Source organism: Candidatus Accumulibacter cognatus (assembly GCF_000584975.1).
Classification (GTDB): Bacteria; Pseudomonadota; Gammaproteobacteria; order Burkholderiales; family Rhodocyclaceae; genus Accumulibacter; species Accumulibacter cognatus.
In genome coordinates this window covers 32813-55304 of sequence record NZ_JDST02000059.1, presented here as the reverse complement: position 1 = coordinate 55304, position 22492 = coordinate 32813, and the positions used below count along the sequence as shown (strand labels likewise).

Annotated in this window: 18 protein-coding genes; 15 read left to right on the top strand and 3 right to left on the bottom strand. The window is 59.8% G+C overall.

Annotation, left to right across the window (positions count from 1 at the left end; genetic code table 11):
* Positions 1-64: 64 nt before the first annotated feature.
* The 3 genes from AW06_RS11735 to mscL all read left to right on the top strand — a co-directional run bounded on the left by AW06_RS11735 (position 65) and on the right by mscL (position 2323).
* Positions 65-565 carry a transcriptional repressor gene (locus AW06_RS11735; protein ID WP_034950149.1) on the top strand — a complete coding sequence of 167 codons (501 nt, stop codon included), beginning with the start codon at positions 65-67 and terminating at the stop codon, positions 563-565.
* A gap of 60 nt (positions 566-625) precedes the next feature.
* The gene (locus AW06_RS11730) at positions 626-1783 is read left to right on the top strand and encodes a pyridoxal phosphate-dependent aminotransferase (RefSeq protein ID WP_034950146.1); all 1158 of its coding nucleotides are present in this window, start codon (positions 626-628) and stop codon (positions 1781-1783) included.
* A 105-nt stretch (positions 1784-1888) separates the two neighbouring features.
* Positions 1889-2323: a large conductance mechanosensitive channel protein MscL gene (gene mscL / locus AW06_RS11725; RefSeq protein WP_034950143.1), complete on the top strand. Its 435-nt coding sequence runs from the start codon at positions 1889-1891 to the stop codon at positions 2321-2323.
* A gap of 79 nt (positions 2324-2402) precedes the next feature.
* On the opposite strand, the gene AW06_RS11720 is transcribed toward mscL, so the two are convergent.
* A complete protein-coding gene (locus AW06_RS11720) occupies positions 2403-5135 on the bottom strand; it encodes a pitrilysin family protein (protein ID WP_034950140.1) in 2733 nt (910 codons plus the stop codon).
* 447 nt (positions 5136-5582) lie between these two features.
* Between AW06_RS11720 and AW06_RS11715 the strand changes: the two genes are divergently transcribed.
* Positions 5583-5861: a hypothetical protein gene (locus AW06_RS11715; RefSeq protein WP_034950138.1), complete on the top strand. Its 279-nt coding sequence runs from the start codon at positions 5583-5585 to the stop codon at positions 5859-5861.
* A 198-nt stretch (positions 5862-6059) separates the two neighbouring features.
* Positions 6060-6482, top strand: coding sequence for a hypothetical protein (locus AW06_RS11710; RefSeq protein WP_034950135.1), 423 nt, complete (start codon positions 6060-6062; stop codon positions 6480-6482).
* Positions 6483-6592: 110 nt separating this feature from the next.
* Here the strand turns inward: AW06_RS11710 and AW06_RS11705 are convergent, their stop codons facing one another.
* Positions 6593-7576, bottom strand: coding sequence for an MDR family oxidoreductase (locus tag AW06_RS11705; protein ID WP_034950132.1), 984 nt, complete (start codon positions 7574-7576; stop codon positions 6593-6595).
* Between the two features lie 365 nt (positions 7577-7941).
* On the opposite strand from AW06_RS11705, the gene ndk reads away from it, so the two are divergent.
* The 10 genes from ndk to AW06_RS11655 all read left to right on the top strand — a co-directional run bounded on the left by ndk (position 7942) and on the right by AW06_RS11655 (position 17811).
* Positions 7942-8370, top strand: a complete 429-nt coding sequence (gene ndk / locus AW06_RS11700) for a nucleoside-diphosphate kinase (RefSeq protein WP_034928282.1) — start codon at positions 7942-7944, stop codon at positions 8368-8370.
* Between the two features lie 19 nt (positions 8371-8389).
* Positions 8390-9508: a 23S rRNA (adenine(2503)-C(2))-methyltransferase RlmN gene (gene rlmN / locus AW06_RS11695; RefSeq protein ID WP_034950130.1), complete on the top strand. Its 1119-nt coding sequence runs from the start codon at positions 8390-8392 to the stop codon at positions 9506-9508.
* On the top strand, positions 9505-10311 hold the full coding sequence (gene pilW / locus AW06_RS11690) for a type IV pilus biogenesis/stability protein PilW (protein WP_246148219.1): 807 nt from the start codon (positions 9505-9507) through the stop codon (positions 10309-10311). Before rlmN ends, pilW begins: the two co-directional genes overlap by 4 nt.
* On the top strand, positions 10308-11192 hold the full coding sequence (locus AW06_RS11685; RefSeq protein WP_034950124.1) for a helix-turn-helix domain-containing protein: 885 nt from the start codon (positions 10308-10310) through the stop codon (positions 11190-11192). Before pilW ends, AW06_RS11685 begins: the two co-directional genes overlap by 4 nt.
* A gap of 25 nt (positions 11193-11217) precedes the next feature.
* Positions 11218-12462, top strand: a complete 1245-nt coding sequence (gene ispG, locus AW06_RS11680; RefSeq protein ID WP_034950121.1) for a flavodoxin-dependent (E)-4-hydroxy-3-methylbut-2-enyl-diphosphate synthase — start codon at positions 11218-11220, stop codon at positions 12460-12462.
* Positions 12462-13757: a histidine--tRNA ligase gene (gene hisS, locus AW06_RS11675; protein ID WP_034950120.1), complete on the top strand. Its 1296-nt coding sequence runs from the start codon at positions 12462-12464 to the stop codon at positions 13755-13757. Before ispG ends, hisS begins: the two co-directional genes overlap by 1 nt.
* Positions 13757-14434, top strand: coding sequence for a tetratricopeptide repeat protein (locus tag AW06_RS11670; protein WP_034950117.1), 678 nt, complete (start codon positions 13757-13759; stop codon positions 14432-14434). Before hisS ends, AW06_RS11670 begins: the two co-directional genes overlap by 1 nt.
* On the top strand, positions 14434-15579 hold the full coding sequence (gene bamB / locus AW06_RS11665) for an outer membrane protein assembly factor BamB (protein WP_034950114.1): 1146 nt from the start codon (positions 14434-14436) through the stop codon (positions 15577-15579). The genes AW06_RS11670 and bamB overlap by 1 nt, the downstream gene beginning before the upstream one ends.
* The gene (der, locus tag AW06_RS11660; protein ID WP_273704628.1) at positions 15576-17012 is read left to right on the top strand and encodes a ribosome biogenesis GTPase Der; all 1437 of its coding nucleotides are present in this window, start codon (positions 15576-15578) and stop codon (positions 17010-17012) included. The genes bamB and der overlap by 4 nt, the downstream gene beginning before the upstream one ends.
* A gap of 271 nt (positions 17013-17283) precedes the next feature.
* The gene (locus tag AW06_RS11655; protein ID WP_034950112.1) at positions 17284-17811 is read left to right on the top strand and encodes a low molecular weight protein-tyrosine-phosphatase; all 528 of its coding nucleotides are present in this window, start codon (positions 17284-17286) and stop codon (positions 17809-17811) included.
* Positions 17812-17816: 5 nt separating this feature from the next.
* Here the strand turns inward: AW06_RS11655 and AW06_RS11650 are convergent, their stop codons facing one another.
* Positions 17817-22340, bottom strand: coding sequence for an EAL domain-containing protein (locus tag AW06_RS11650; protein ID WP_171047190.1), 4524 nt, complete (start codon positions 22338-22340; stop codon positions 17817-17819).
* Positions 22341-22492: the final 152 nt, after the last annotated feature.

Here is a 22492-nt window from a genome sequence, read left to right as displayed (position 1 = left end):
GGGTCTTTTGAATACAACAAATGCAATGTTATAACATTACATTTGTCCCACCAAGAGCAAACGAATGAAAACCTCAATTTCCGACGTTCAATGTCCGCCACCTCAAGGCGATAATACCGACGCCCTCGATCGGGCCGAAGCCGCTTGCCGGGCGCGGGGCGCCAGTCTGACGGCGATCCGTCGCGATGTGCTGGCACTGCTTTACCGCAGCCCTACCGGCGTCAAGGCTTATGATCTTCTGGCCCAGATCAAGGAAGCCCGGCCCGGCGCTTCACCGCCGACGGTCTATCGCGCGCTAGATTTTCTGATTGAGCAGGGCCTGGCACACAAAATCGGGCGCATGAATCTTTTCGTTGCCTGCCGGCATGCTTCCCATCAAACCCCCAGTCTGTTTCTGGTCTGTCCGAAATGCAGCGGAGTTACGGAATTGCAGGAGCAATCGGTGATGAGTGCCCTGTCGAACAGTCTGGCCGCTACCGGACATCGCCTGGAAAGTCCTGAGGTGGAAATCAGCGCGCTTTGCCCGAAATGTGTCGGCGTGCGACAGGAATACAGCTCCACCTGAAATCTGACTGAATTAAACTACCCGCTTCCTCACTCTTCACCGCGCCCGGCGCGGATCGCCATGCGCCAGTCATCCGTGGTCATCGACTCGAAGCTGCCCCAGGTGGGGACCACCATCTTTACCGTCATGTCGAAACTCGCCGCCGACTGCGGCGCGATCAATCTCTCGCAGGGCTTTCCCGATTTCCAGGCCGATTCCTCGTTGTTCGACGCGACCGCGCGCGCGATGCGCGAAGGTCGCAATCAATATCCGCCGATGGCCGGGGTTCCCGAGTTGCGCTCGGCGATCGCCGACAAGGTGGCCGCGCTGTATGGGGCGAGCTACGATGCCGATAGCGAAATCACCGTCACCGCCGGCGCGACACAGGCAATCTTCACCGCGATCGCGGCCTTTGTGCGTGCGGGTGACGAGGTCATCATCTTCGAGCCGGTCTATGACAGCTATGTGCCGGCGATCGAAACGGTTGGTGGCAAGGCGGTGTATGCTGCGCTCGGCTTCCCCGATTACCGGCCGGACTGGCAGCAGGTGCGTTCGCTGATCGGTCCGCAGACGCGCATGATCCTCATCAATTCGCCGCACAATCCGACTGGCAGCCTGCTGGCCGCCGATGACCTCGATCAGTTGGCGGCGCTGACCCGCGATACCGACATCGTGGTGCTTTCCGACGAGGTCTACGAACACATCGTTTTCGATGGCGTGCAGCATCAAAGCGTTGCTGCGCATCCGGAACTGGCGGCGCGAGGGATCGTCGTTTCGTCGTTCGGCAAGACCTATCACATCACCGGCTGGAAGGTCGGTTACGTTCTTGGGGCTGCTGCGCTGATGGCCGAATTCCGAAAGGTGCATCAGTTCAACGTGTTTACGGTGAATACGCCCTGCCAGCTCGGAATCGCCGAATACATGTGCGATGCTTCGCGCCATCTCGGTCTGGCGGCGTTCTACGCAGGTAAACGCGAGTACTTTCGCAGCCAGTTGCAGGGCTCGCGCTTCGAACTGCTGCCTTGCCGCGGCAGCTATTTTCAACTGGCGCGTTATGGCGCGATCAGCGACCTGCCGGACCGCGAGTTTGCCCGCTGGCTGACCTGCGAGGCGGGAGTGGCTGCGATCCCGGTATCGGCTTTTCATCACGACGGTCGCGACGAGCGCGTCGTGCGTTTCTGCTTCGCCAAGCAGGAAGCCACCCTGGCTGCCGCCGGAGAAAGGCTGCGCGCGCTGTAAGGGCTGTTCACAGGCGCTGGCCATTCCCCCTATAATCGCCCGCCGAGTCGGGGTAGCGGGCTCGGAATTTCCAGAACCCTCCAGAACCAACTTGAAGGAGACGCCATGAGCATGGTGCAGGAGTTCAAAGAGTTTGCCATGAAGGGCAACGTCATGGATCTCGCCGTCGGCGTGATCATTGGCGGGGCTTTTGGCAAGATTGTCGATTCGGTGGTGGCTGATCTGATCATGCCTTTCGTTGCCTGGATCATGGGGGGCAAGCTCGACTTCTCGGGCATGTTCCTGGTGCTCGGCACCATCCCGGAGGGGACCGCGAGGACCCTGGATGCACTCAAGAAGGCGCAGGTTCCGGTGTTCGCTTACGGCAGCTTCCTCACCATCCTGGTGAATTTCATCATTTTGGCCTTCATCATCTTCGTGATGATCAAGCAGATGAATCGCCTGAAGCGGAGCGAGCCGCCTGCTGCGGTCGCGCCACCGCCCGAGCCGGCCGAGGAAGTGCTGTTGTTGCGCGAGATTCGCGACAGCCTCAAGAAGTAGGCGGCTGTCGACAGGAGGGATGACGTCGCCTGTCGTGCGCTCACCCTTCCTTGTTCACCTCGTCACCGCGGCGCTTCCTTCAGTTGGCAAGGCCTTTGCGGGTATCGCCGGCGATGACCAGCGTCAGTTGCTCGGGGTCGATGTATTTGCGGAAGGCGGCGTTGACTTCCGCCGGGGTGACGGCCATCAGCCTGGCCTCGAAGTCTTTCGAGAACTGCCAGTTGCGGTTGAGATCGAGAAAGGACTGCCAGCGAGAAGCGACTGCATTGTCCTGCGAGCGGGCAACGGCACGCGCCTGGATGATGCCCTTTCTGGCCGCGGCAACCTCTGTCGTGCTGAAACCGTCGCGGCGTGCTCGCTGTAGTTCTTCGAGAAAGGCCTGTTCGGCGCGGGCCGCGTTCTGCGGAGCCACCATCACCGCAACGGCCCAGATCGACAGTGGCTGGCGGCTGCCCATCGACAGGTTCGATCCGACGCTGTAGCTGAGGCCTTCCTTCTGGCGCAGGCGATCAGCCAGACGGCTCGACAGACCGGAATGGCCACCGAAGATATCATTCGCCACATAAAGGGCTGCAGCGTCGGGATCATCGTCGCGCAGCGGAATGTCGATGCGTGCGCGCAGGAAGGCATTTTCCTTGTCGGGCGTATCGATCACGATCCGTTGCGGTGGCACACGGCGGTATTCCCGATCGAGGCGCTGATAAGGCGATCTTGAGATATGCCCTGGGAACAGCTGCAGCAGTTTGTCATGGATCACCTGTTCATCGAAATCGCCAACGATGGCGATTTCGCCGCGAGCGGTCCCGATGAGATCGCGCTGATAGCGGATGACATCATCCAGGGTTACCTGGCGCAACTGTTCGATTCGTTCCTGCAGTGGGCTATGGTAACGGGGATCACCTGGCGGATAGGTATTGAAATGCGCGTTCAGGGCATCGCTCGATAGCGTGTCCGGGTTGTCGAGCTGGGATTGCAGTGTGGTCAATGTTTCCCGGCGGAGTTCCTCGAACTCGTCTGGCGGGAAACTGGGATCCTGGAGTAGTTGCGCGACCAGTTCCAGCGCTTCGGGCAGCTTGTCGCGGGTCGTTTCAAAGTGCGTCAGGCGGCCCTGGACTTTCAGACGGGTGAGTTGGTCGGCAATCTGCTGGCGGTTCAGGCGGCTGGTGCCGCGGGCGAGCATGGCAATTGCCAGCGTGCCGGCGATGTTGCGGTCCTGCAGCGAGTTTTCGTCACCCCATCGGAAACTCATCGCCACGTTCACGGTCCGTCCCCGGTTCCTTTTTGGCAACAGCGCAAGCTTCAGGTCACCGAAGGTCTGACGCCGGGTGCGTCGATCAAGGTTCTCGTATGAAGGATCGAAAGCTTCTCCGGCGTCGCCGTTTTTCTGCGGTTTGAAATTGGCCAACAGCATGGCGGCGCTCGGCGCCTGGGGAACCACGGCGCGCTGCGGCAAATCGTCGGGGATGAAGGTGCCAAGGACGCGGTTGTCACGAACGAAATACTTGGCGGCTGCCGCATCGAGCTGCGTCGTCCTGATCTGGTCGAGTTGATCGCGGCCGTAAAAGAAAAGCCGCCAATCGCCGAGCGCAATGTATTCGGAAAGCATCACCGCGAAGGCTTCGGGATCGGCCAGCGCCCGTTCGTAGGCGGTGCGTGACTGCTCGACCGCGCGCCCGAGTTCGGCAGTGGTCACGGCTTCCTTGGCGAAGCCGCCCTCGATTACCTCGATCATTTTGTCGCGCACACGATCGATCGCTTCGCTCTTGTTGACCAGTGCGCCGAAGACTACAAAGCCAGGTTCGCGAGCATCGATGCCGTAGGCAAACACCTCTGTTGCCAGTCCGGTCGGCACCAGAGCCCGGTACAGGCGACCATTTGGGGTATCACCGAGTACTTCGGTGGCCATGCTGACGGCCTCGGATTCAGGATGCAGGCTGGAAGGCGTGCGGTAGGCGAGGGCCACGAGCTGAACCTCGCCCTTGCGGCGAATCGTGAATTGACGCTCGCCATCGGCCGTCGGTTCGACTGTCCATGGTTTTGGCAGTACGCGTGTCGGTCTCGGTAGCTTGCCAAAGCTGGCGGCAATCATGCTGAGGGCCTGGCGCTCGTCGAACTTGCCGGCTACCGTCAGAACGGCGTTGTCGGGCTGGTAATATCTGCGGTAGAAGGCCTGCAGGTTTTCTATTTTGACGTTCTCGATGTCACTGCGCGCACCGATCGTGCTGTTCCCGTAATTGTGCCAGTCAAAGAGCATTGACTGCATGCGCTTCAACATCACGCTGGACGGATTGTTTTCACCCATCTCGAATTCATTGCGCACGACGCTCATTTCGCTGTCGAGGTCTTTCCGGGCGATGAACGAGTTGACCATCGCATCGGCACTCCAGGCGAGGGCCCAGTTGAGGTTATCTTCGCTAGCCGGAAAGGTGAGATAGTAATTCGTCCGATCGAGCCAGGTGCTGCCATTGATCTCGAAGCCACGCGCCTTGAATTGCCGGGCCGGATCGACGAAATTCTTCGATCCCTTGAAGATCAGATGTTCGAGCAGATGCGCCATGCCGGTCTCGCCATAGTTCTCCTGGTGCGAGCCGACCAGATAGGTCACGTTGACGGTGGTCGTGGGTTTGGTCGCATCTGGAAAGAGGATGCAGCGCAGGCCATTGACCAGCCGGTACTCGCTGATACCTTCGACAGTGGTCAGTTTCTCGACGCCTGGCGGCAGAGGGATCGAGGCGGATTGCCTGGCATCAACGGTGGGTGGCAGCATGCTCAGCGACAGCAGGCATACCAGAATTCTCATCCATTGATTCATCAGTCACTCCAAGAGATGCGCAGATTGCCGCCTGCGGCCTGGCGGGAAGCGATTATAGCTTGGCTGGCCAGAACGAAAACGGCCCGCTCAGAGGGAGGGCTGGGCGGGCCGGGTACAACGATCACTGTCACGCGGGGGGGGGGAGGGAAGGCATGACAGCGACGAAACGAAGAATAGCGAATGCAAGCCCGCTAATCTGTAGTTCCTCTGTCCCTGTTGTGTAACGGGATGTGATCTGCCTGCCAGCGATTGCAGTGGCTGACTCAGGACTCTGTCTCTCGATCGAGTGCGGAAGATCATCGTGTGCTGCTATTACCCGTTGCTCTTGCCTTTTCCCCACTGAAACTGGCATTATCCTAGCATAAGTCGCGGCGTGATGCCTGCGCGGGTGGTCGCCGGCGAGTCGCACGGCGGTTGAGGTAAAAACAAACCAACAAGGAGCGGGCAATGACTCAGGAACAGGATGACATCGGTGTGGTGACAGTGGTGCTGGAGCGCCTGGAAAAAGAGCGTCTGCCCAGAGCACTCGATCTGAAGGCCAAGGTGGATGCGGGTGAGCGCCTTGATGACATGGACATCGCTTTCCTGGAGCGTGTATTTGCAGATTCCGAAGAAGCGAAACCTTTTCTCGATCGGCACCCCGAATATCAGGATCTGGCGGCAAGAATGGCCAGTCTGTACGAAGAGATCACCGCCAAGGCGCTTGAGAACGAGAAGTCGGCCTGATTGTCGTTGAGGCAGCAAGGGGCGCTTCACCGAACTGCGATAGCGGAGGAGGAAGCAGCAAGGATATCGGGAAAGCGGGGAAATCGGGGAAAGCGGGAAGAACTCTGCTCGGTGCCCGGAATCGATCTTTGTCACAATTCCTTACAAATCGTCCCGGAGCCTCGTCATCGCCTGGCGCTTCCGGGCGTTATTCGTCCCATGAAGACGACAATTACCCCACTCTGCATCGCACTCAGCTTCGCGCTGGGTTGTTCAACTCCTGCTCTGGCCGACCCTGGCGACTACCGCGGTGGCTATCGGGGCGATTACCGCGGTGACTATCGCGGCCACTATTCGCCGCCACAGCATGATCATCATCGTGGCCATTCGAGTAGATACGGCTGGGTTGCGCCGGCTGCCGTGCTGGCCATTGCCGGGATCGCCGCAGGGGTTGCGGCCTCTAGCTATTACGCACCGCGTTCGGCGTATGTGGCGCCAGCGGAGCCGGTCTATGTCACCCCAGCACAGCCGGTCTATGTCGAGCCGCCGAGTGCTTTCTGGAACTACTGCGGATCACTTGGGCAGTATTACCCGAACGTTCGCCACTGTCCCGAAGGCTGGCAGTTGGTTCCCGCACGATAGGCTTCAGGGGTGCATGCACTGATTCGCGTTGCCTGACGGTGACGGAACGTTCGGGGATTCCCGGAAGGTCCGGCACGAAGCCAGACCCTTCAGTGTCCGGTTGAAGCGGCTTATCGGCTGACATCAACGACAACCCGCCCACGTACCTTTCCGTCGAGCAACTCGCGAGCGACGGCGATGGCTTCGGAAAGACCTATCTCACGCGTGATCGCGTCGAGCCGGGCGATTTCGAGATCCTTGCCAAGACGCGCCCAGGCCTCCTTGCGCACCGCTAGCGGCGCCATGACGCTGTCGATGCCGTAGAGGGTGACGCCGCGCAGGATGAAAGGCGCCACCGTTGCCGGAAAGTCCATGCCGCCGGCCAGCCCACAGGCAGCCACTGCGCCGTGATAACGGGTGGTCGCACAGGCATTGACAAGGGTATGGCTGCCGACCGTGTCGATGACGCCAGCCCAGTGTTCCTTGCCGATCGGTTTGCCCGGCGTGGCCAGCTCCTGGCGATCGATGACCGCTGCTGCACCGAGTCCTTTCAGATGCGCGGCTTCAGAGCTTCGGCCAGTCGATGCCGTCACCTGGTAGCCGAGCTTTGCGAGCAGGGCGATGGCCACGCTACCGACGCCGCCGTTGGCCCCTGTGACGAGAATTTCGCCGTCTTCTGGCCGGACGCCGTGCTTTTCCAGCGCGAGCACACAGAGCATCGCCGTGTAACCGGCGGTGCCAATGGCCATTGCCTGGCGTGCCGTGAAACTACCCGGCAGTGCCACCAGCCATTCGCCCTGGACGCGTGCCAGCTCGGCCAGTCCGCCACAATGCGTTTCGCCGACTCCCCAGCCATTGAGGAGCACACGCTCGCCCACCGGCCAGGCCAGGTTGCTGCTTGTCGTAACCGTGCCGGCAAAGTCGATTCCCGGAACCATCGGGAAGCGGCGAACGACCGGCGCCTTGCCAGTGATGGCCAGAGCATCCTTGTAATTGAGCGTACTCCACTCAACACGCACGGTGACATCGCCTGACGGCAATACGGCATCGTCGATCTGCTGGACTTCGGCCTGGTAAGTGGCGTTGTCCCTGGTGATCAGGATTCCCTTGAACATCGTGATTCTCTCCTTTGTTGTCGAGTTGAATTGGGCCGTGCCACGACAAAGTAGCAAAAAATGGCGGGCCAGGAGTGGCTTGCTGAAAGAAATATCAAAATTGATTCTCCACTGATGAACGACACGCAATCCACAGACCCCCTCCCGGTTTTCCACAATCCCGCCAGACTACTGTACGCCTGTAGACAGTCTATGCAGATAGTGCCTGCATGGGCTGTCAACTCTTCTCCTGTGCATCATTTCTCGGCGCATTTTGCGCAGAGCGCGGCATTCCTGTCCTACTCTTGGTATAATTTAAGGTTATGTGTCTAGGAACATGATTTGCCGTTGTTTTTGTTGATTTACCCGCCCTTGGAGAATGACGCATGGCCATCGAACGTACTCTTTCCATCATCAAACCCGACGCAGTTGCCAAGAATGTGATCGGCAAGATTTACTCCCGTTTTGAGACGAATGGCCTGAAGGTCATTGCCGCCAAACTGGCTTGGTTGTCGCCGCAGGAAGCGGGCGCCTTTTACGCCGTTCATAAGGAGCGCCCCTTCTTCAACGATCTGGTTTCCTTCATGATTTCCGGCCCGGTGATGATTCAGGTTCTTGAGGGCGAGAACGCTATCGCCAAGAACCGCGAACTGATGGGCGCAACCGATCCGAAAAAGGCCGATCCGGGAACGATTCGCGCTGATTTCGCCGAGTCGATCGACGCCAACGCAGTGCATGGTTCCGACGGAGAGGAAACAGCGAAGGTGGAAATCGCTTTCTTCTTCCCGGCGATGAACGTCTATTCCGGCCGCTAGGTCAGAGCCATTCGCCCAGATGACGGTCAATCTGCTCGACCTCGATGCCGCCAGACTGACGGCCTTTCTGGCCGATAACGGTGAAAAGCCTTTTCGTGCCAGACAGGTGCTGCGCTGGCTGCATCGTTTTGGGCAGCGTGATTTCGATGCCATGACCGACATTGCCAAGAGTCTGCGCGAGAAACTCAAGGCCCTGGCGGTGGTGGTGCCGCCAGGGCTCCTCGCCGATCGGGTCTCGGACGACGGAACGCGCAAGTTCCTGTTCGATGTCGGTGGCGGTAACGTCATCGAATCGGTCTTCATCCCCGAGCTTGATCGGGGAACGCTGTGCATTTCAACGCAGGCCGGCTGCGCGCTCGACTGTTCGTTCTGCTCGACCGGAAAACAGGGATTCAACCGCAATCTGACAGTGGCCGAGATCGTCGGTCAGTTATGGCAGGCCAGGCAGGCGCTGGGTGCTTGCCAGGAGCAGAAGGGGCAGTCCGAACGGGTGATCAGCAATGTCGTACTGATGGGCATGGGCGAGCCGCTGGCCAACCTCGACAATACGGTGACAGCACTGCGCCTGATGCTTGACGACCATGCCTATGGCTTGTCGCGCCGCCGGGTCACGGTATCCACCTCGGGTCTGGTGCCGGCGATGGATCGTCTGCGCGACGAATGTGCGGTGGCGCTGGCAGTCTCTTTGCACGCTCCAAACGACCGCTTGCGTGATGAACTGGTGCCGATCAACCGGAAATACCCCCTGCGTGAGTTGCTGGCCGCCTGCCTGCGCTATCTCGAGAAAGCGCCACGTGACTTCGTGACCTTCGAGTATGTGATGCTCGACGGGGTCAATGACACCGATGCGCTGGCGCGCGAATTGCTGGCCCTGACGCGCGACGTGCCGTGCAAATTCAACCTGATCCCCTTCAATCCCTTTCCGGGCTCGCGCTATCGGCGTTCGCCAGCGACGCGCATCCGGCGTTTCGTCGAGCTTCTGAGCGATGCCGGAGTGGTGACCACCACTCGCAAGACACGTGGCGAGGACATCGCTGCTGCCTGTGGCCAACTGGCCGGACAGGTTCTCGACAGAACGCAGCGGACGGGTCGGCGAAGCTTTGTTCTCCACCTTGATCGTCAGGAGGTCTGCACTTGAGGAGGAAGGCGTGCTGGGCGATCCTTGCCTGTCTGTGCATCGCGGCCTGCTCGTCGTCAGGCGTATTGCAGACGACGAAGCAGAAGGAAGTCGATGAGGCAGCAGATTCGCGTACCCCGACCAAACCTCGAGACGCCCGCACGCGCGCCAAACTGCATACCGAACTGGGTTCGCTCTATCTCCAGGATGGCAATCTGGCGGTGGCTCTTGAAGAACTGACCATTGCCATCGACATCGACCCCGACTACGCCAAGGCCTACGCGACGCGGGGACTGGCGGGCTTCCGGGTGCGCGAGATGCAGTCCGCCGACCAGGACTTTCGGCGAGCCTTGAGTCTCGACGCCAACGACCCCGAGATCAATAATAATTACGGCTGGTTCCTCTGCCAGGTGGGGCGGGAGAAGGAGGCGATCACGTTCTTTCAGCAGGCGATCAAGAACCCGCTCTATGAGACTCCCGAAAAGGCCTATCTGAACGCGGGCTCCTGTTACGCCAAGCTTGGCGAACTGGTCACTGCCGAGAATTATGTCCAGCAGAGCCTGCTGATCGCGCCGAATAACCCCCAGGCCTTGCTGCAACTGGCCAGCATCAATTATGAACGCGGTCATCTGGAACTGGCCAAGCAACAACTCTCGAGTCTATTGCGCAGGACCGAGCCAAGCGCCGAGGCTCTGTGGCTGGGGGTACGGATTGAACGCCGACTCGGTGAGCGTGTTGCCGAGGCCAAATACGTCAGTCAGTTGCGGCGAAGATTCCCGCTCTCGCCCGAGGCGCAGCAATTGCTGAGAGGCAACTTCGAATGAGTGAATCATCCCGTTTTTCAGCTCCGGCTGCGCCCGGTCTGCCAGCGGCGGATCCGTTCCGCGAGCAGTTGACGAGTGGTGAAACGCTGGCACCCGTGAGCGGAAGCGTCGGCCAACAATTGCGTACCGCTCGGGAAGCCAGAAACATGAGTCTGGCCGAGGTGGCACAGTCGCTCAAGCTGGGCCCCAGGCAGATAGCAGCGATAGAGGCCGAGGATTGGGCGTCATTGCCTGGTAATACCATGATCCGTGGCTTCGTTCGCAACTATGCGCGCCTGCTCAATGTGGATGCCGATACCCTGATGCACGGGCTGGATGCCGCACAACTGCAGCAAACAGCACAGCTCGAGGTGTCGGCCGGAACCACTGCCAGCCTCCCGAATCCCAGCAACCGGCGCCCACAGCGCCGGGATTATCTTGCCGTATTGGCGGGCCTGTTGCTGTTGGGACTGGCCGTGCTGGCCTATTTCTATGCTCCGGCGGATTTCTGGCAGGAAAAGCTGGCGGCGCTGCTCGCCCGTAACCCAGTTCCTGTCCAGCAGCCGGCTGCCCCACCGGTTGCGCCATCGCCAGCTGCGACCGGCGAGTCGGTGACGATCGTACCGACGCCGAATGCAACGGTGCTTTCGGATACGACAACCAATGGCCGTGGTCTGCGGCTGCGTTTCATGCAACCCGCCTGGGTCGAGGTCCGCGACGGTCGTGGCCAGATAGTTTTTGCCGAGTTGAGCCCGGCCGGTAGCCAGCGGGAAGTGACCGGGCAACCGCCGTTCTCTCTGGTGGTGGGCAATGCGACACAGGTGACGATCGAGTACCAGGGTCGGATGATCGACATTTCGCAGCGCATCAAGGGCGATGTCGCCCGACTGACGATCGAATGAGCCGGTGTCGGCCGAGGCACCCATCATGAGCCAGACATTACCCGGCGCGGGACGTCGGCGTACGCGTCCAGTCAGGGTTGGCCAGGTCACGGTGGGTGGTGATTCGCCGGTGGTCGTCCAGTCGATGACCAATACCGATACTGTAGACGTGGTCAGGACAGCGATTCAATGCGCCGAATTGGCGCGTGCCGGGTCGGAACTGGTACGTATCACCGTCAATACGTCCGAAGCGGCGGCATCTGTGGCGGCAATCCGCGCCCACCTCGACCGCATGGGTGTCGACGTACCGTTGATCGGCGATTTTCACTATAACGGTCATCGCCTGCTTGCCGATCACCCCGCTTGCGCCGAGGTGCTGGCAAAATATCGCATCAATCCAGGCAATGTCGGGCACGGTCGCAAGCGCGACGAACAGTTCGCGCAGATGATCGAGATTGCCTGTCGGTACGAAAAACCGGTGCGCATCGGGGTGAACTGGGGAAGCCTCGACCAGGATCTGCTGGCGCGCATCATGGACGAGAATGCGCTTCGCCCCAATCCCTGCGATGCGGTCGAAGTGATGCGAGAAGCAATGGTTGCCTCAGCGCTCGAATCGGCTGCTCGCGCCGAAGCCATTGGCCTGCCGGGAGAGTGCATCATACTTTCGTGCAAGGTTTCCGGCGTGCAGGATTTGATCGCTATCTATCGGGAGTTGTCGCGCCGCTGTGACTATCCACTGCATCTTGGTCTGACCGAAGCCGGCATGGGCTCCAAAGGCATCGTCGCGTCGACAGCAGCGATGGCGGTGCTGCTGCAGGAAGGCATCGGCGACACGATCCGTGTCTCTCTGACCCCCGAACCCGGCGGCAAGCGTACCCAGGAGGTGATCGTCGCGCAGGAACTGCTGCAGACCATGGGTTTGCGGGCGTTCACACCGATGGTTGTCGCCTGTCCGGGTTGCGGGCGGACGACCAGTACCTTCTTTCAGGAACTCGCGCAGTCGATACAGGCGCACGTTCGCCGGCAGATGCCGCAGTGGCGGGCCGACTATGATGGTGTCGAGAACATGACCCTGGCGGTCATGGGGTGCGTGGTCAATGGTCCGGGCGAGAGCAAGCATGCCAACATCGGCATCAGCCTGCCAGGTACCGGCGAGGCTCCGGCAGCACCGGTTTTTGAGGATGGTGTCAAGACCGTCACGCTGCGTGGTGAGCATATCGCCGAGGAATTCACCCGCATCGTCGACGCTTATGTGGCGCGCAGCTATCAGAGAAAGTCCGCAGGTTCGTAATGATTGCAAAAATCCAGTCGGTACGCGGGATGAACGATATCCTGCCGGACGAGGCCGAATTCTGGGACCAGTTCGAAGAAACCATCCGCTCATGGCTCAAGAGTTACGGCTACCGCCCGCTGCGCCTGCCGATCGTCGAGCCGACACCGCTGTTCAAGCGCGCCATCGGCGAAGTGACCGACATCGTCGAGAAGGAGATGTACTCCTTTGTAGATAGTCTCAATGGCGAGCCACTGACGCTGCGTCCTGAAGGGACCGCAGGTTGCGTTCGTGCCGTCATTCAGCACAACCTGATCGCGCAACAGCCGCAGCGGCTTTACTACCTGGGCCAGATGTTCCGGCACGAACGGCCACAGAAAGGACGCTACCGCCAGTTTCACCAGGTCGGCGTCGAAGCGCTGGGATTTCCCGGACCGGACATCGATGCCGAACAGATCCTGATGGGGGCTCGCCTCTGGGATGACCTCGGTCTTGAAGGCATCACCCTGCAGCTCAACACCCTGGGCCAACCTGCCGAACGTGCTTGCCATCGTGCAGAGTTGATCCGCTATTTTGAGGAGCACAAGGAAGCTCTCGACGATGATGGCAGACGGCGCTTGTACACCAATCCGCTACGCATCCTCGACAGCAAGAACCCGGCTTTGCACGACATCATCGTCGGAGCACCACGACTGATTGATCACCTGGGGGTCGAATCGCTGGCTCATTTCGAGGGCGTGCAGCAGGTACTGCGTGACGCTGGCTTGCCGTTCCAGATCAATCCGCGTTTGGTGCGCGGCCTCGACTATTACAACCTGACGGTTTACGAGTGGCTCACTGATCGCCTCGGCGCGCAAGGAACCGTCTGTGCCGGCGGTCGTTACGACGGTCTGGTACAGCAACTCGGTGGCAAGCCGGCACCCGCCTGTGGTTTTGCAATGGGTGTCGAGCGTTTGCTGGCCCTGATTCGCGAGGCCGGCGGCGAGGCCAGGGCGGCAGCCATCGACGTCTATGTGGTGCATCAGGGCAGTGCGGCTTCGCGTTTGGCTGCGCGCGTCGCCGAGGGCCTGCGCGACCATGGTATCGATGTCCTTTTCCATTGTGGCGGTGGCAGCTTCAAAACGCAGATGAAGAAAGCCGATGCCTCTGGCGCGGCTTTTGCCGTGATCATCGGCGATGACGAGGCCAACGCTGGCGAGGTGACTCTCAAGCCGATGCACCCGCTCGGCGAACAGCCGAACGAACAGACGCGGGTACGTGTCGACGATCTCGCTGACGCAATCATCAGCTCCATTTTGAACCAGGAAGACTCGTAATGGCAACTTACGACCTCGAAGAGCAGGAACAAATCGCCCAAATGAAGGCGTGGTGGCAGCAGTACGGCACTCTGCTGACCGGCCTCGTGACCGCGGCCTCGATCGGCATTGTTGGCTGGCAAGGCTGGAACTGGTATCAGCGCAGTCAGGCTGCACAGGCCTCTCAGGTATACAGCGTCATGCAGAAAGCCGTTCTCGACAACGATGCCCAGCGCATCAAGGCGGCGAGTGGAGAACTGCTCGAGAAATACCCGGGAACGGCGTATGCACCCTTGGCCGCCTTGACCGCTGCCAAGGTGACGTATGCCGCTGGTGATGTCAAAACCGCCAGGCTCCAATTGCTCTGGGTGGTGGAACATGGCAAGAACGAACTGCGGGATCTGGCGCGTTTGCGTCTGGCCAGCGTCCTGCTCGACGACCAGGCCTATGATGAGGCGCTCAAGCAACTCGATGGCGGGTCGAGTGCCGGCTTTGTCGTCCGTTTCCAGGACACGCGCGGCGACATCCTCGACGCTCAGGGCAAAACCGCCGAGGCGCGTGCGGCCTACCAGGCGGCTTTGGCCAGGCTGGATGAGGCCGAACCGGGTGGCAAGAACACCCTGCAGGACCGGCAGGCCAATGCTGCTTATCGTGAATCGCTGCAGCAGAAGCTGGATGCGCTTGGGGGGGCCAGTTGATGGGGTATTCCTTCCGCGCGGCGGCGGGGCTGTTGTTGCTTCTGGTCGGCTGTTCGACGCTTGATGCCCTGAATCCGTTTTCTGGCGCTAGCGGGCCGAAGATGGCTGAATTGCAGACGATCCAGCCAACGGATGCAGTGCGTGTGCTGTGGTCAGCAGACATTGGTAAGGCCGGCGACCATACCTTCGTTCCGGCGGTGGTGGGTTCATCGGTTTACTCGGCGGCCCTGGACGGTACGGTCGTTCGCCTTGACGATGGCCAGCAGGTCTGGAAAATCAACGCCGGGAAGCCCCTCTCGGGAGGCGTTGGTGCGGATCAGCGAATGGTCGTGGTCGGCACCGCCAAGGGCGAGCTGTTTGCTTTTGCTACGGCGGACGGCAGCCTGCTGTGGAAAGCCCGTGCCAGTAGCGAGATCGTTGCGCCGCCTACGGTCAGCTCTGGTCTGGTGATCGTGCGTAGTGGCGATCATCGCCTGACAGCCTATGACCCGCTCGACGGCAAGCGCAAATGGGTCTATCAACGTCCCAGCACACCTCTATCTTTGCGAGTGGTGGCCGGCCCGGTGCTGATTGACAGATATGTCTTTGCCGGTTTTCCCGGTGGCAAGCTGATTGCGGTGAGCGCAGAAAACGGCGCACCGTTGTGGGAGGGAACGGTTGCTTTGCCTAAAGGCGCCACTGAACTCGACCGTATTGCCGATGTCACCAGCGTGCCGGTGATCGATGGACGCATGATCTGCGCGGTTGCTTTCCAGGGGCGAGTGGCCTGTTTCGACCTGGGAAACGGCAACCTGATCTGGTCGCGCGATATATCGAGTGCTGCCGGTGTGGCGATCGACAGCCGCTACGTTTATGTTTCTGACGACAAGGGGGCTGTGCATGCGCTCGACAAGGCCAGTGGTGCCAGCCTCTGGAAGCAGGATAAGCTTTTCCTGCGACGGCTTACGGCGCCGTTGCCGATGCGCCATCTGATCGCCGTGGCGGATGTCAAGGGCGTCGTCCATTACCTGAGTCGAGACGATGGCTCGTTTGCGGCGCGTCAGACGACCGATGGCAGCGCGGTGCGAGCGCCTCTGCAACGACTGGGTAGCCACCTGGTCGTGCAGACCGCCAATGGGCGCCTGCTCGTGATCGAAACGCAATGAAGCCGAGTGTGGTTCTCGTCGGGCGTCCCAATGTCGGCAAATCAACGCTCTTCAATCGACTGACCAGGACCCGCGATGCCCTGGTCGCCGATCTCCCCGGCCTGACACGCGACCGTCATTATGGCCACGGAAGACTCGGCAACAAACCTCATCTGGTGATCGATACCGGTGGCTTCGAACCTCTCGCCAGGGAGGGGATCATGTACCAGATGGCGCGTCAGACAGAGCAGGCGATCTTTGAGGCCGACGTCGTGATTTTCGTCGTCGATGGTCGCAGTGGCATTACTGCCCTTGATAAGGAAATTGCCAACCGCCTGCGCAGGTCCGACCGTTCGGTACTGCTTGCCGTCAACAAAACTGAAGGGATGAGCCATGGACTCGTCGTCGCTGATTTTCACGAACTCGGCCTCGGCGAACCATTTGCGATCTCGGCGGCGCACGGCGAGGGAGTCAGGACGCTGATCGAGGAGGCACTCGCTCCGTATGAGGAACCGCCAGAGGACCACTTCGACGGTGGAGTGATCAAAGTCGCCATCGTCGGCCGCCCGAATGTCGGCAAGAGCACAATGATCAACGCGCTGCTCGGCGAAGAACGGGTCATCGCCTTTGATCAGCCGGGAACGACTCGCGATGCCATAGAAGTCGATTTCGAGCGCGGCGGTGGCCGGTATACCCTCATCGACACCGCTGGCCTGCGCCGTCGCGGCAAGATTTTCGAGGCCATCGAGAAGTTTTCGGTGATCAAGACACTACAGGCGATCGAAGACGCGCAGGTGGTGATTCTGGTGGTCGACGCACGTCAGGATATCTCCGACCAGGATGCGCACATCGGCAGCTTTATCCGCGAATCCGGGCGCGCGCTGGTGGTTGCCGTGAACAAATGGGATGGACTGGATGCCTACGTTCGCGAGCAGGTCAAGGGCGCCCTTGAAAGCCGCTTGTCGTTCATTGATTTTGCCCGTTTTCACTACGTGTCGGCGCTCAGGGCGCAGGGTCTCGAAACGCTTTTCCGCTCGGTGGATGCCGCTTACCGGGCCGCCACTGCCGATCTGCCGACACCCAAGCTGACGCGTGCGCTGATTGACGCAGTGGCTCGCCAGGCGCCGCCACGCAGTGGTCTGATCCGGCCTAAGCTGCGCTACGCGCATCAGGGTGGCAGGAATCCGCCGCTGATCGTGGTTCATGGCAATGCCCTCGACAAAATCCCGGAATCCTATCGTCGTTATCTTGAACATACCTTCCGTGAGGTGTTCAAGTTGCAGGGAACGCCGTTGCAAATCCAGTTCAAGGTCTCGATCAACCCCTTCGCCGACAAACCGGCCCCCGAGCAGAACCGGCGCAAGCTTAAGCCCGGAAAGCTTGCTTCCAGAAGCGAAGCCCAGCCAGTATCCGGCGGGAAAACCAGATCCAGGCCGCTATCCAGGTCTCGTTGATTGGCCGCTGCGAGAAGGTCGCGAGTGCCGGAAACCGTAACGAAGGCATGTACATAATCCCCCCAAATGCTCGCGCAAGGTTGCAATGGTGGCCTTTTCGACGGATGATGAAGGCCTCGGTAGCATGTTGCCGTTGCCAAGGGATGGGTCAGGTAAGCGGGCGACCGTCGTTTGACGCAAGGAGCGGTGATCGGCACGACAGGCCTGTGGCTGACGGTGCAGGATCAGTCGAACGGAGGCAGGGGAACAAACGTATCTGGAAAAATGGACGGTGATCAAGGTTCTATTCGTTTGCATGGGGAACATTTGCCGCTCGCCGACGGCCGAGGGCGTTTTCCGCCACCTTCTGCGTCAGAGGAACCTCGAAGACAGGATCGAGGTCGATTCGGCAGGGACGCATGGCTATCACGCGGGTGAGGCACCGGATCAACGGACGCAGCGTGCCGCAGCGGTTCGTCAGTACAAGCTGTCCGACATGCGGGCACGCAAGGTAGCATCGCAGGATCTCGAGTACTTTGACCTCATTCTCGCGATGGATCACAACAACCTTACAGTTCTGAAACGCATCTGTCCCCCGGACAAACATGACCGTTTGGGATTGCTGATGAGCTATTCAAAGAACTTCGACGACGATGAAGTTCCTGATCCCTACTATGGTCTTGGGCATGGCTTCGACCTGGTGCTCGACATGATCGAGGATGCCGCCAGTGGGCTGCTCGAGAGTCTCGAGCAGCGCCTCATAGAGGAGGAGAATCCAGGCGTCGAGGAAGGTTCGTCTGCAGGCAACGGCACGGACTGATCGTATCAGGGCAGGTTGCGCTCGCGCAGCCACTGCGCGAAATCGTCTGGCGGCAGTGGTCGGGAATAGAGGTAACCCTGGCCATTGTGGCATCCGGAGGCGTCGAGTTCGACGTGCTGATCGGTGAGTTCGACGCCCTCGGCGACGACGCTCATCCCGAGGTGGCGCGCCAGTGCAATGATCGCCGAACCAATTGCACGGTCATCGGCGTTGCTCGATATGCCGTCAACGAAGCTGCGGGCAATTTTGAGTTCGTGGATCGGGAAACGCTTGAGGTACGACAAGGAAGAAAAGCCGGTACCAAAGTCATCGATGCTGATCACCAGACCGAAAGCCACCAGTTCAGCCAGCATGCGCTGAGCTCGCTCGAAGTCCATCAGCACCCCTTCGGTGATTTCGATGCACAGCTGCTGCGGGGAGACGCGATGCGCATTGACGATCTGCATCAGATCGGCTGCCATGCCTTCCTTGCGGAAATGCCGAGCAGAGATGTTGACACTGATGCGTACCGCTGGCAATCCGGCCTTGTTCCACTGGTCGATCTGTCGGCAAACCTCTCCAAGTACCCATTCGTCGATCGACACGATCAGGCTGCTTTGCTCGGCGACCGGAATGAACACCACCGGATCCACGACTTCGCCGTTGTATTGCCAGCGCAACAGCGCCTCGGCTCCGACGACACGTTGGTTTTCGAGGTTGACCTGCGGTTGGTAATGAATGAACAGCTCGCCGTTTTCGATCGCACGTCGCAAACCCGTTTCCAGCGCCAGTCGACGCGTCGCCTGGTGAGCCAGGTCGGCGGTGAAGAAGCGAAAAGCGTTCTTGCCATGATCCTTGGCGCGGTACATCGCAGAGTCGGCATTGCGCATCAAGGCGCTGGCGTCGGCGGCATCCTCCGGAAACATGCTCAGCCCGATGCTGGCACTGATGAAGCATTCGTGCTCGTCGAACTGATAACTGGTACTCAAGGCGCTCAGCAAACGCTCGGCGGTCAGTGTTGCCTTGTGACGATCGGCGGTTCCGAGCAGGACCACGAACTCGTCACCGCCCAGTCGTGCCACCGTGTCTTCGGCACGCACGCAGTCGAGCAGACGCATGGCGGCCTGCTTGAGCAACTTGTCGCCGGTGGCATGACCGAGGGTGTCATTGACCACCTTGAAATTGTCGAGATCGATGAACACCACTCCGATACTCTCGCGTGATCGCTCGGCTCGTGCCAGAGCGAGATGCAGACGGTCATTGAACAATGCCCGGTTGGGCAGTCCGGTCAGTTCATCGTGGGTTGCCAGATACTCGACGCGCTGCTGCGACTCGCGCACCTTGGTAATGTCGCTGAACATGCCGACGTAGTTGACTATCTTGCCACTCTTGTCCTTGACGGTATTGATCGACAACCATTCGAGGAAAGTCTCGCCGTTTTTCCGTCGATTCCAGATCTCGCCCTGCCAGACGCCCAGGCGATTGACCCGATCCCACATTTCGACATAGAGCTCGGGTGGGGTCTTCTCGGATCGCAGAAGACTGGGCTTCTTGCCGATGACCTCCTGGCGTGTGAACCCGGTGAGGGTCGTGAAAGCGTCATTGACGGTCAGGATGCGTTGCTCGGTATCGGTTACCAGGACGCCTTCGGAAGCGCGATCGAAGACCATCGCCGCTAGCCGCAAACTTTCCTCAGCGCGCTTGCGGGCGGAGATGTCGGTGGCCTGGAAACAGAGGCCGGTGATTGCTCCGTCGTGGTCGAAGAGCGGAAAACGAACTGCCAGAAAGTGGTGATTTCCGCTAGTCAGAGGCAAGGTTTCTTCACCTTCGATCTCCTGGCGCAGACGCATCGCTTCAAGTTCGCTCTCACGGAAGATTTTCGATACGGCGTCGGGAAAGAGCTGCAGGTCGGTTTTTCCGATGACCCACCCGGCGGCGAAGCCAAAAGTCTGTTCAAACTTCGGGTTGACAAACTGGTAGCGACCGCTGGCGTCCTTGACGGCCATCAACGAGACCGAGTTGTTCATCACTGCCAGCAACCTGACCTGAGTTTCGCGCGCCGAACGCTCGATTTCGTACAAATTGGTGTTGTCGGCGAACAGCAGGATCGCGCCGGCACTGCGCTGCGAAGTGCGCAATAACGGTGCGATGTGCAGCGCGTAGTGGCGACGGTTGGCGTTCACGATCTGGCGGTCGAGGGCGTTTTGGGTGTCGATCACCTTCTGGCTGTCGGTGACCAGATCGGGCATGTCTGGCAGTGCCAGATCGCGCAGATGCCGGCCGATTTGTGGCTCGCCGAGCCTGAACAGCCGCGCAGCGGCGCTGTTGAAGCGCTGCAGGGCAGAGTTCTGGTCGAGGACCATCAAGGGATAGTCGACACTGTTCTGGATACATTCCAGTTCGATGTTGAGTTCTTGAGTCTCGGCGGTCTTGATCTGCAATTCCTCGTTGACCGTTGCCAGCTCTTCGTTGGTCGATTGCAGTTCCTCGTTCGAAGCTTCAAGTTCCTCGTTGGAGGCCTGCATTTCCTCGTTCGAGGCCTGTATCTCCTCATTCAGTGCCTGCATTTCCTCATTCGAGGTCTCGAGTTCCTCGACCAGCGTCTGCAGATGTTCGCGCGTTGCGGCCAGTTCGTCCTCGAGCTCCTTGTCGGTGACATTGTTACTGTCATCGGTGGAATTCTTGCCGGCAGATGCCGCAATCCACTCGATACAGACCATGAACAGCGCTTCATTGCCGGGAGCCAGGACCGGATGGACTGAAAGGCGGATGCCGCGATTCGGGTCGAGCGCCTTGATGTGGCGTGGCCGTCCGTGAGCCACAGTTTGCTTGACCTGGACCTGCCGCATCAGCACCTGGACCTCGGTGCGCAGCTCGCGACGGATCAACGAGATCAGGTCAAAAGCTGGTTTGCCGGGTGAAACGTTAAGCAGTCGGCTGGCGTCGCCATGGATGTGGCGGACTTCGAACTTGCTGTTGACTAGGATGCTGGTGGGAATGAAATATCGTCCTGCCGCTTCTAGCAGGATGTTCTCGAAACCCAGTGGGGTGGTCGGTTTGGCCGGCCTCTGATGCTGGTTCAGACCGGCTGCGGCAAGGGGCATTTCGGTACGTGGCAGCGGCAGTCGGGCAGCGATCCCGTGTCGGCGGTAAAGTCGCCCTTCCTTGTCGACCACGCCGAACAGCGCCTCCTGCTGGAAGATTCCCTCCGATTTTCCAAGGAACAGGTAGGCACCCGGATTGAGCGCGTAATGGAATACCGACAGCAGGCGGGCCTGCAACTCGCTCTGGAAATAAATTAGTACATTACGGCAACTGATCAGGTCGAGTCGGAGAAACGGCGGATCCTGTACCAGATCCTGGCGAGCAAAGATGACCACGTCGCGCAGGTTCTTGTTGATTTCGTAACGGTCACCGTGGGGCGTGAAATGGGTGCGGATGCGATTGCGATCCATGTGCGCCAGGCTGGAGGCAGCAAACACGCCACGCCGCGCCAGTGCCATCGCGTCGAGATCGATATCGGTGGCGAAGATCTGCAGACGGTACTGATCGAAGGAAGCTCCCAGACGTTCAGAAAACAGAATGGCCAGGGAATAAGCCTCCTCGCCGGTCGCACAACCGGCAGTCCAGATGCGGATATCGTCGCCGGGTTGCTTGTTGGCGAGAATGTCGCCAATCACCTTTTCCAGACGAGCAAAGGCGTCGCTGTCGCGAAAGAAAGCCGTGACCGAGATCAGGATGTCCTTGCATAGCCGGTCGAGTTCGACCGGCGTGTCATCGACCACCTTAAGGTAATCTTGCAGTGTACTGACGTGGTTTGCCGCCATTCGCCGCTCGATCCGTCGCCACAGTGTCGGCTCCTTATATTGCGAAAAGTCGACCTTGGTGCGGCTTCGTACCTTGCCAAGGAGCGTCTTGAGCGTTGCCGGTGCGCTTGCTGCCTGGGTGGCCACCGGAATCAGGCCACGGTTGAGGACGATCAGACTGATCTCGGCACCCATCGTCTCGGGGGGGAGAATCCAGTCGACACTACCGGTATCGATCGCCGACTGTGGCATGCCGCTATACTTGGCTGTTTCGGGATCCTGGGAAAAGGTGAAACCACCAGCCGCCTTGATCGCGTGAATTCCCGCAGCACCGTCAGAGCCCGTGCCGGACAGGATGATGCCGATCGTCGACTCGCCAATCTCCTCGGCCAGCGAGGCGAAGAAACGGTTGACCGATGGTTTGGGCATCGATTCCTTGGTGGGTTCGACGAGCCGGAAGTGGCCCGCCTGCAGCGTCAGATTGCGATTCGGTGGAGTGATATAGACCGTATTTGCTTCGGGCAACATTCCGTCCTCAATGTCCCGAACCAGCATCGTCGTCTCACGACCGAGCAACTGTGCCATCATGCTGCGGTAGGTCGGCGACAGGTGTTGTACGACGACGTATGTCAGCCCAAGATTCTTTGGCAGGCTCGGCAAGAGCAGACGGAGCGCTTCCAGGCCACCGGCAGAGGCGCCGATCCCGATGATGAAGGGTCTCTCGTCCGAGCGGACCGGGAGCACTGCGTCGCCAGGCGGTTTCGCTGCTGCAAGCGGCTTCTTTGAGACTGGGCGTCTTTTTACGGGTTCTTCTGCATTGCCGATGCTCATTGCCTGTTGTCCAATTGATATCGGGTCGTCGACTGCGCTTAATCATACCACGGGAGAGTACCGAT

Coding starts and splice junctions, on each gene's coding strand:
- AW06_RS11735 (WP_034950149.1), top strand. CDS start 65: ATGAAAACCTCAATTTCCGACGTTCAATGTCCGCCACCTCAAGGCGAT.
- AW06_RS11730 (WP_034950146.1), top strand. CDS start 626: ATGCGCCAGTCATCCGTGGTCATCGACTCGAAGCTGCCCCAGGTGGGG.
- mscL (WP_034950143.1), top strand. CDS start 1,889: ATGAGCATGGTGCAGGAGTTCAAAGAGTTTGCCATGAAGGGCAACGTC.
- AW06_RS11720 (WP_034950140.1), bottom strand. CDS start 5,135: ATGAATCAATGGATGAGAATTCTGGTATGCCTGCTGTCGCTGAGCATG.
- AW06_RS11715 (WP_034950138.1), top strand. CDS start 5,583: ATGACTCAGGAACAGGATGACATCGGTGTGGTGACAGTGGTGCTGGAG.
- AW06_RS11710 (WP_034950135.1), top strand. CDS start 6,060: ATGAAGACGACAATTACCCCACTCTGCATCGCACTCAGCTTCGCGCTG.
- AW06_RS11705 (WP_034950132.1), bottom strand. CDS start 7,576: ATGTTCAAGGGAATCCTGATCACCAGGGACAACGCCACTTACCAGGCC.
- ndk (WP_034928282.1), top strand. CDS start 7,942: ATGGCCATCGAACGTACTCTTTCCATCATCAAACCCGACGCAGTTGCC.
- rlmN (WP_034950130.1), top strand. CDS start 8,390: ATGACGGTCAATCTGCTCGACCTCGATGCCGCCAGACTGACGGCCTTT.
- AW06_RS11685 (WP_034950124.1), top strand. CDS start 10,308: ATGAGTGAATCATCCCGTTTTTCAGCTCCGGCTGCGCCCGGTCTGCCA.
- ispG (WP_034950121.1), top strand. CDS start 11,218: ATGAGCCAGACATTACCCGGCGCGGGACGTCGGCGTACGCGTCCAGTC.
- hisS (WP_034950120.1), top strand. CDS start 12,462: ATGATTGCAAAAATCCAGTCGGTACGCGGGATGAACGATATCCTGCCG.
- AW06_RS11670 (WP_034950117.1), top strand. CDS start 13,757: ATGGCAACTTACGACCTCGAAGAGCAGGAACAAATCGCCCAAATGAAG.
- bamB (WP_034950114.1), top strand. CDS start 14,434: ATGGGGTATTCCTTCCGCGCGGCGGCGGGGCTGTTGTTGCTTCTGGTC.
- der (WP_273704628.1), top strand. CDS start 15,576: ATGAAGCCGAGTGTGGTTCTCGTCGGGCGTCCCAATGTCGGCAAATCA.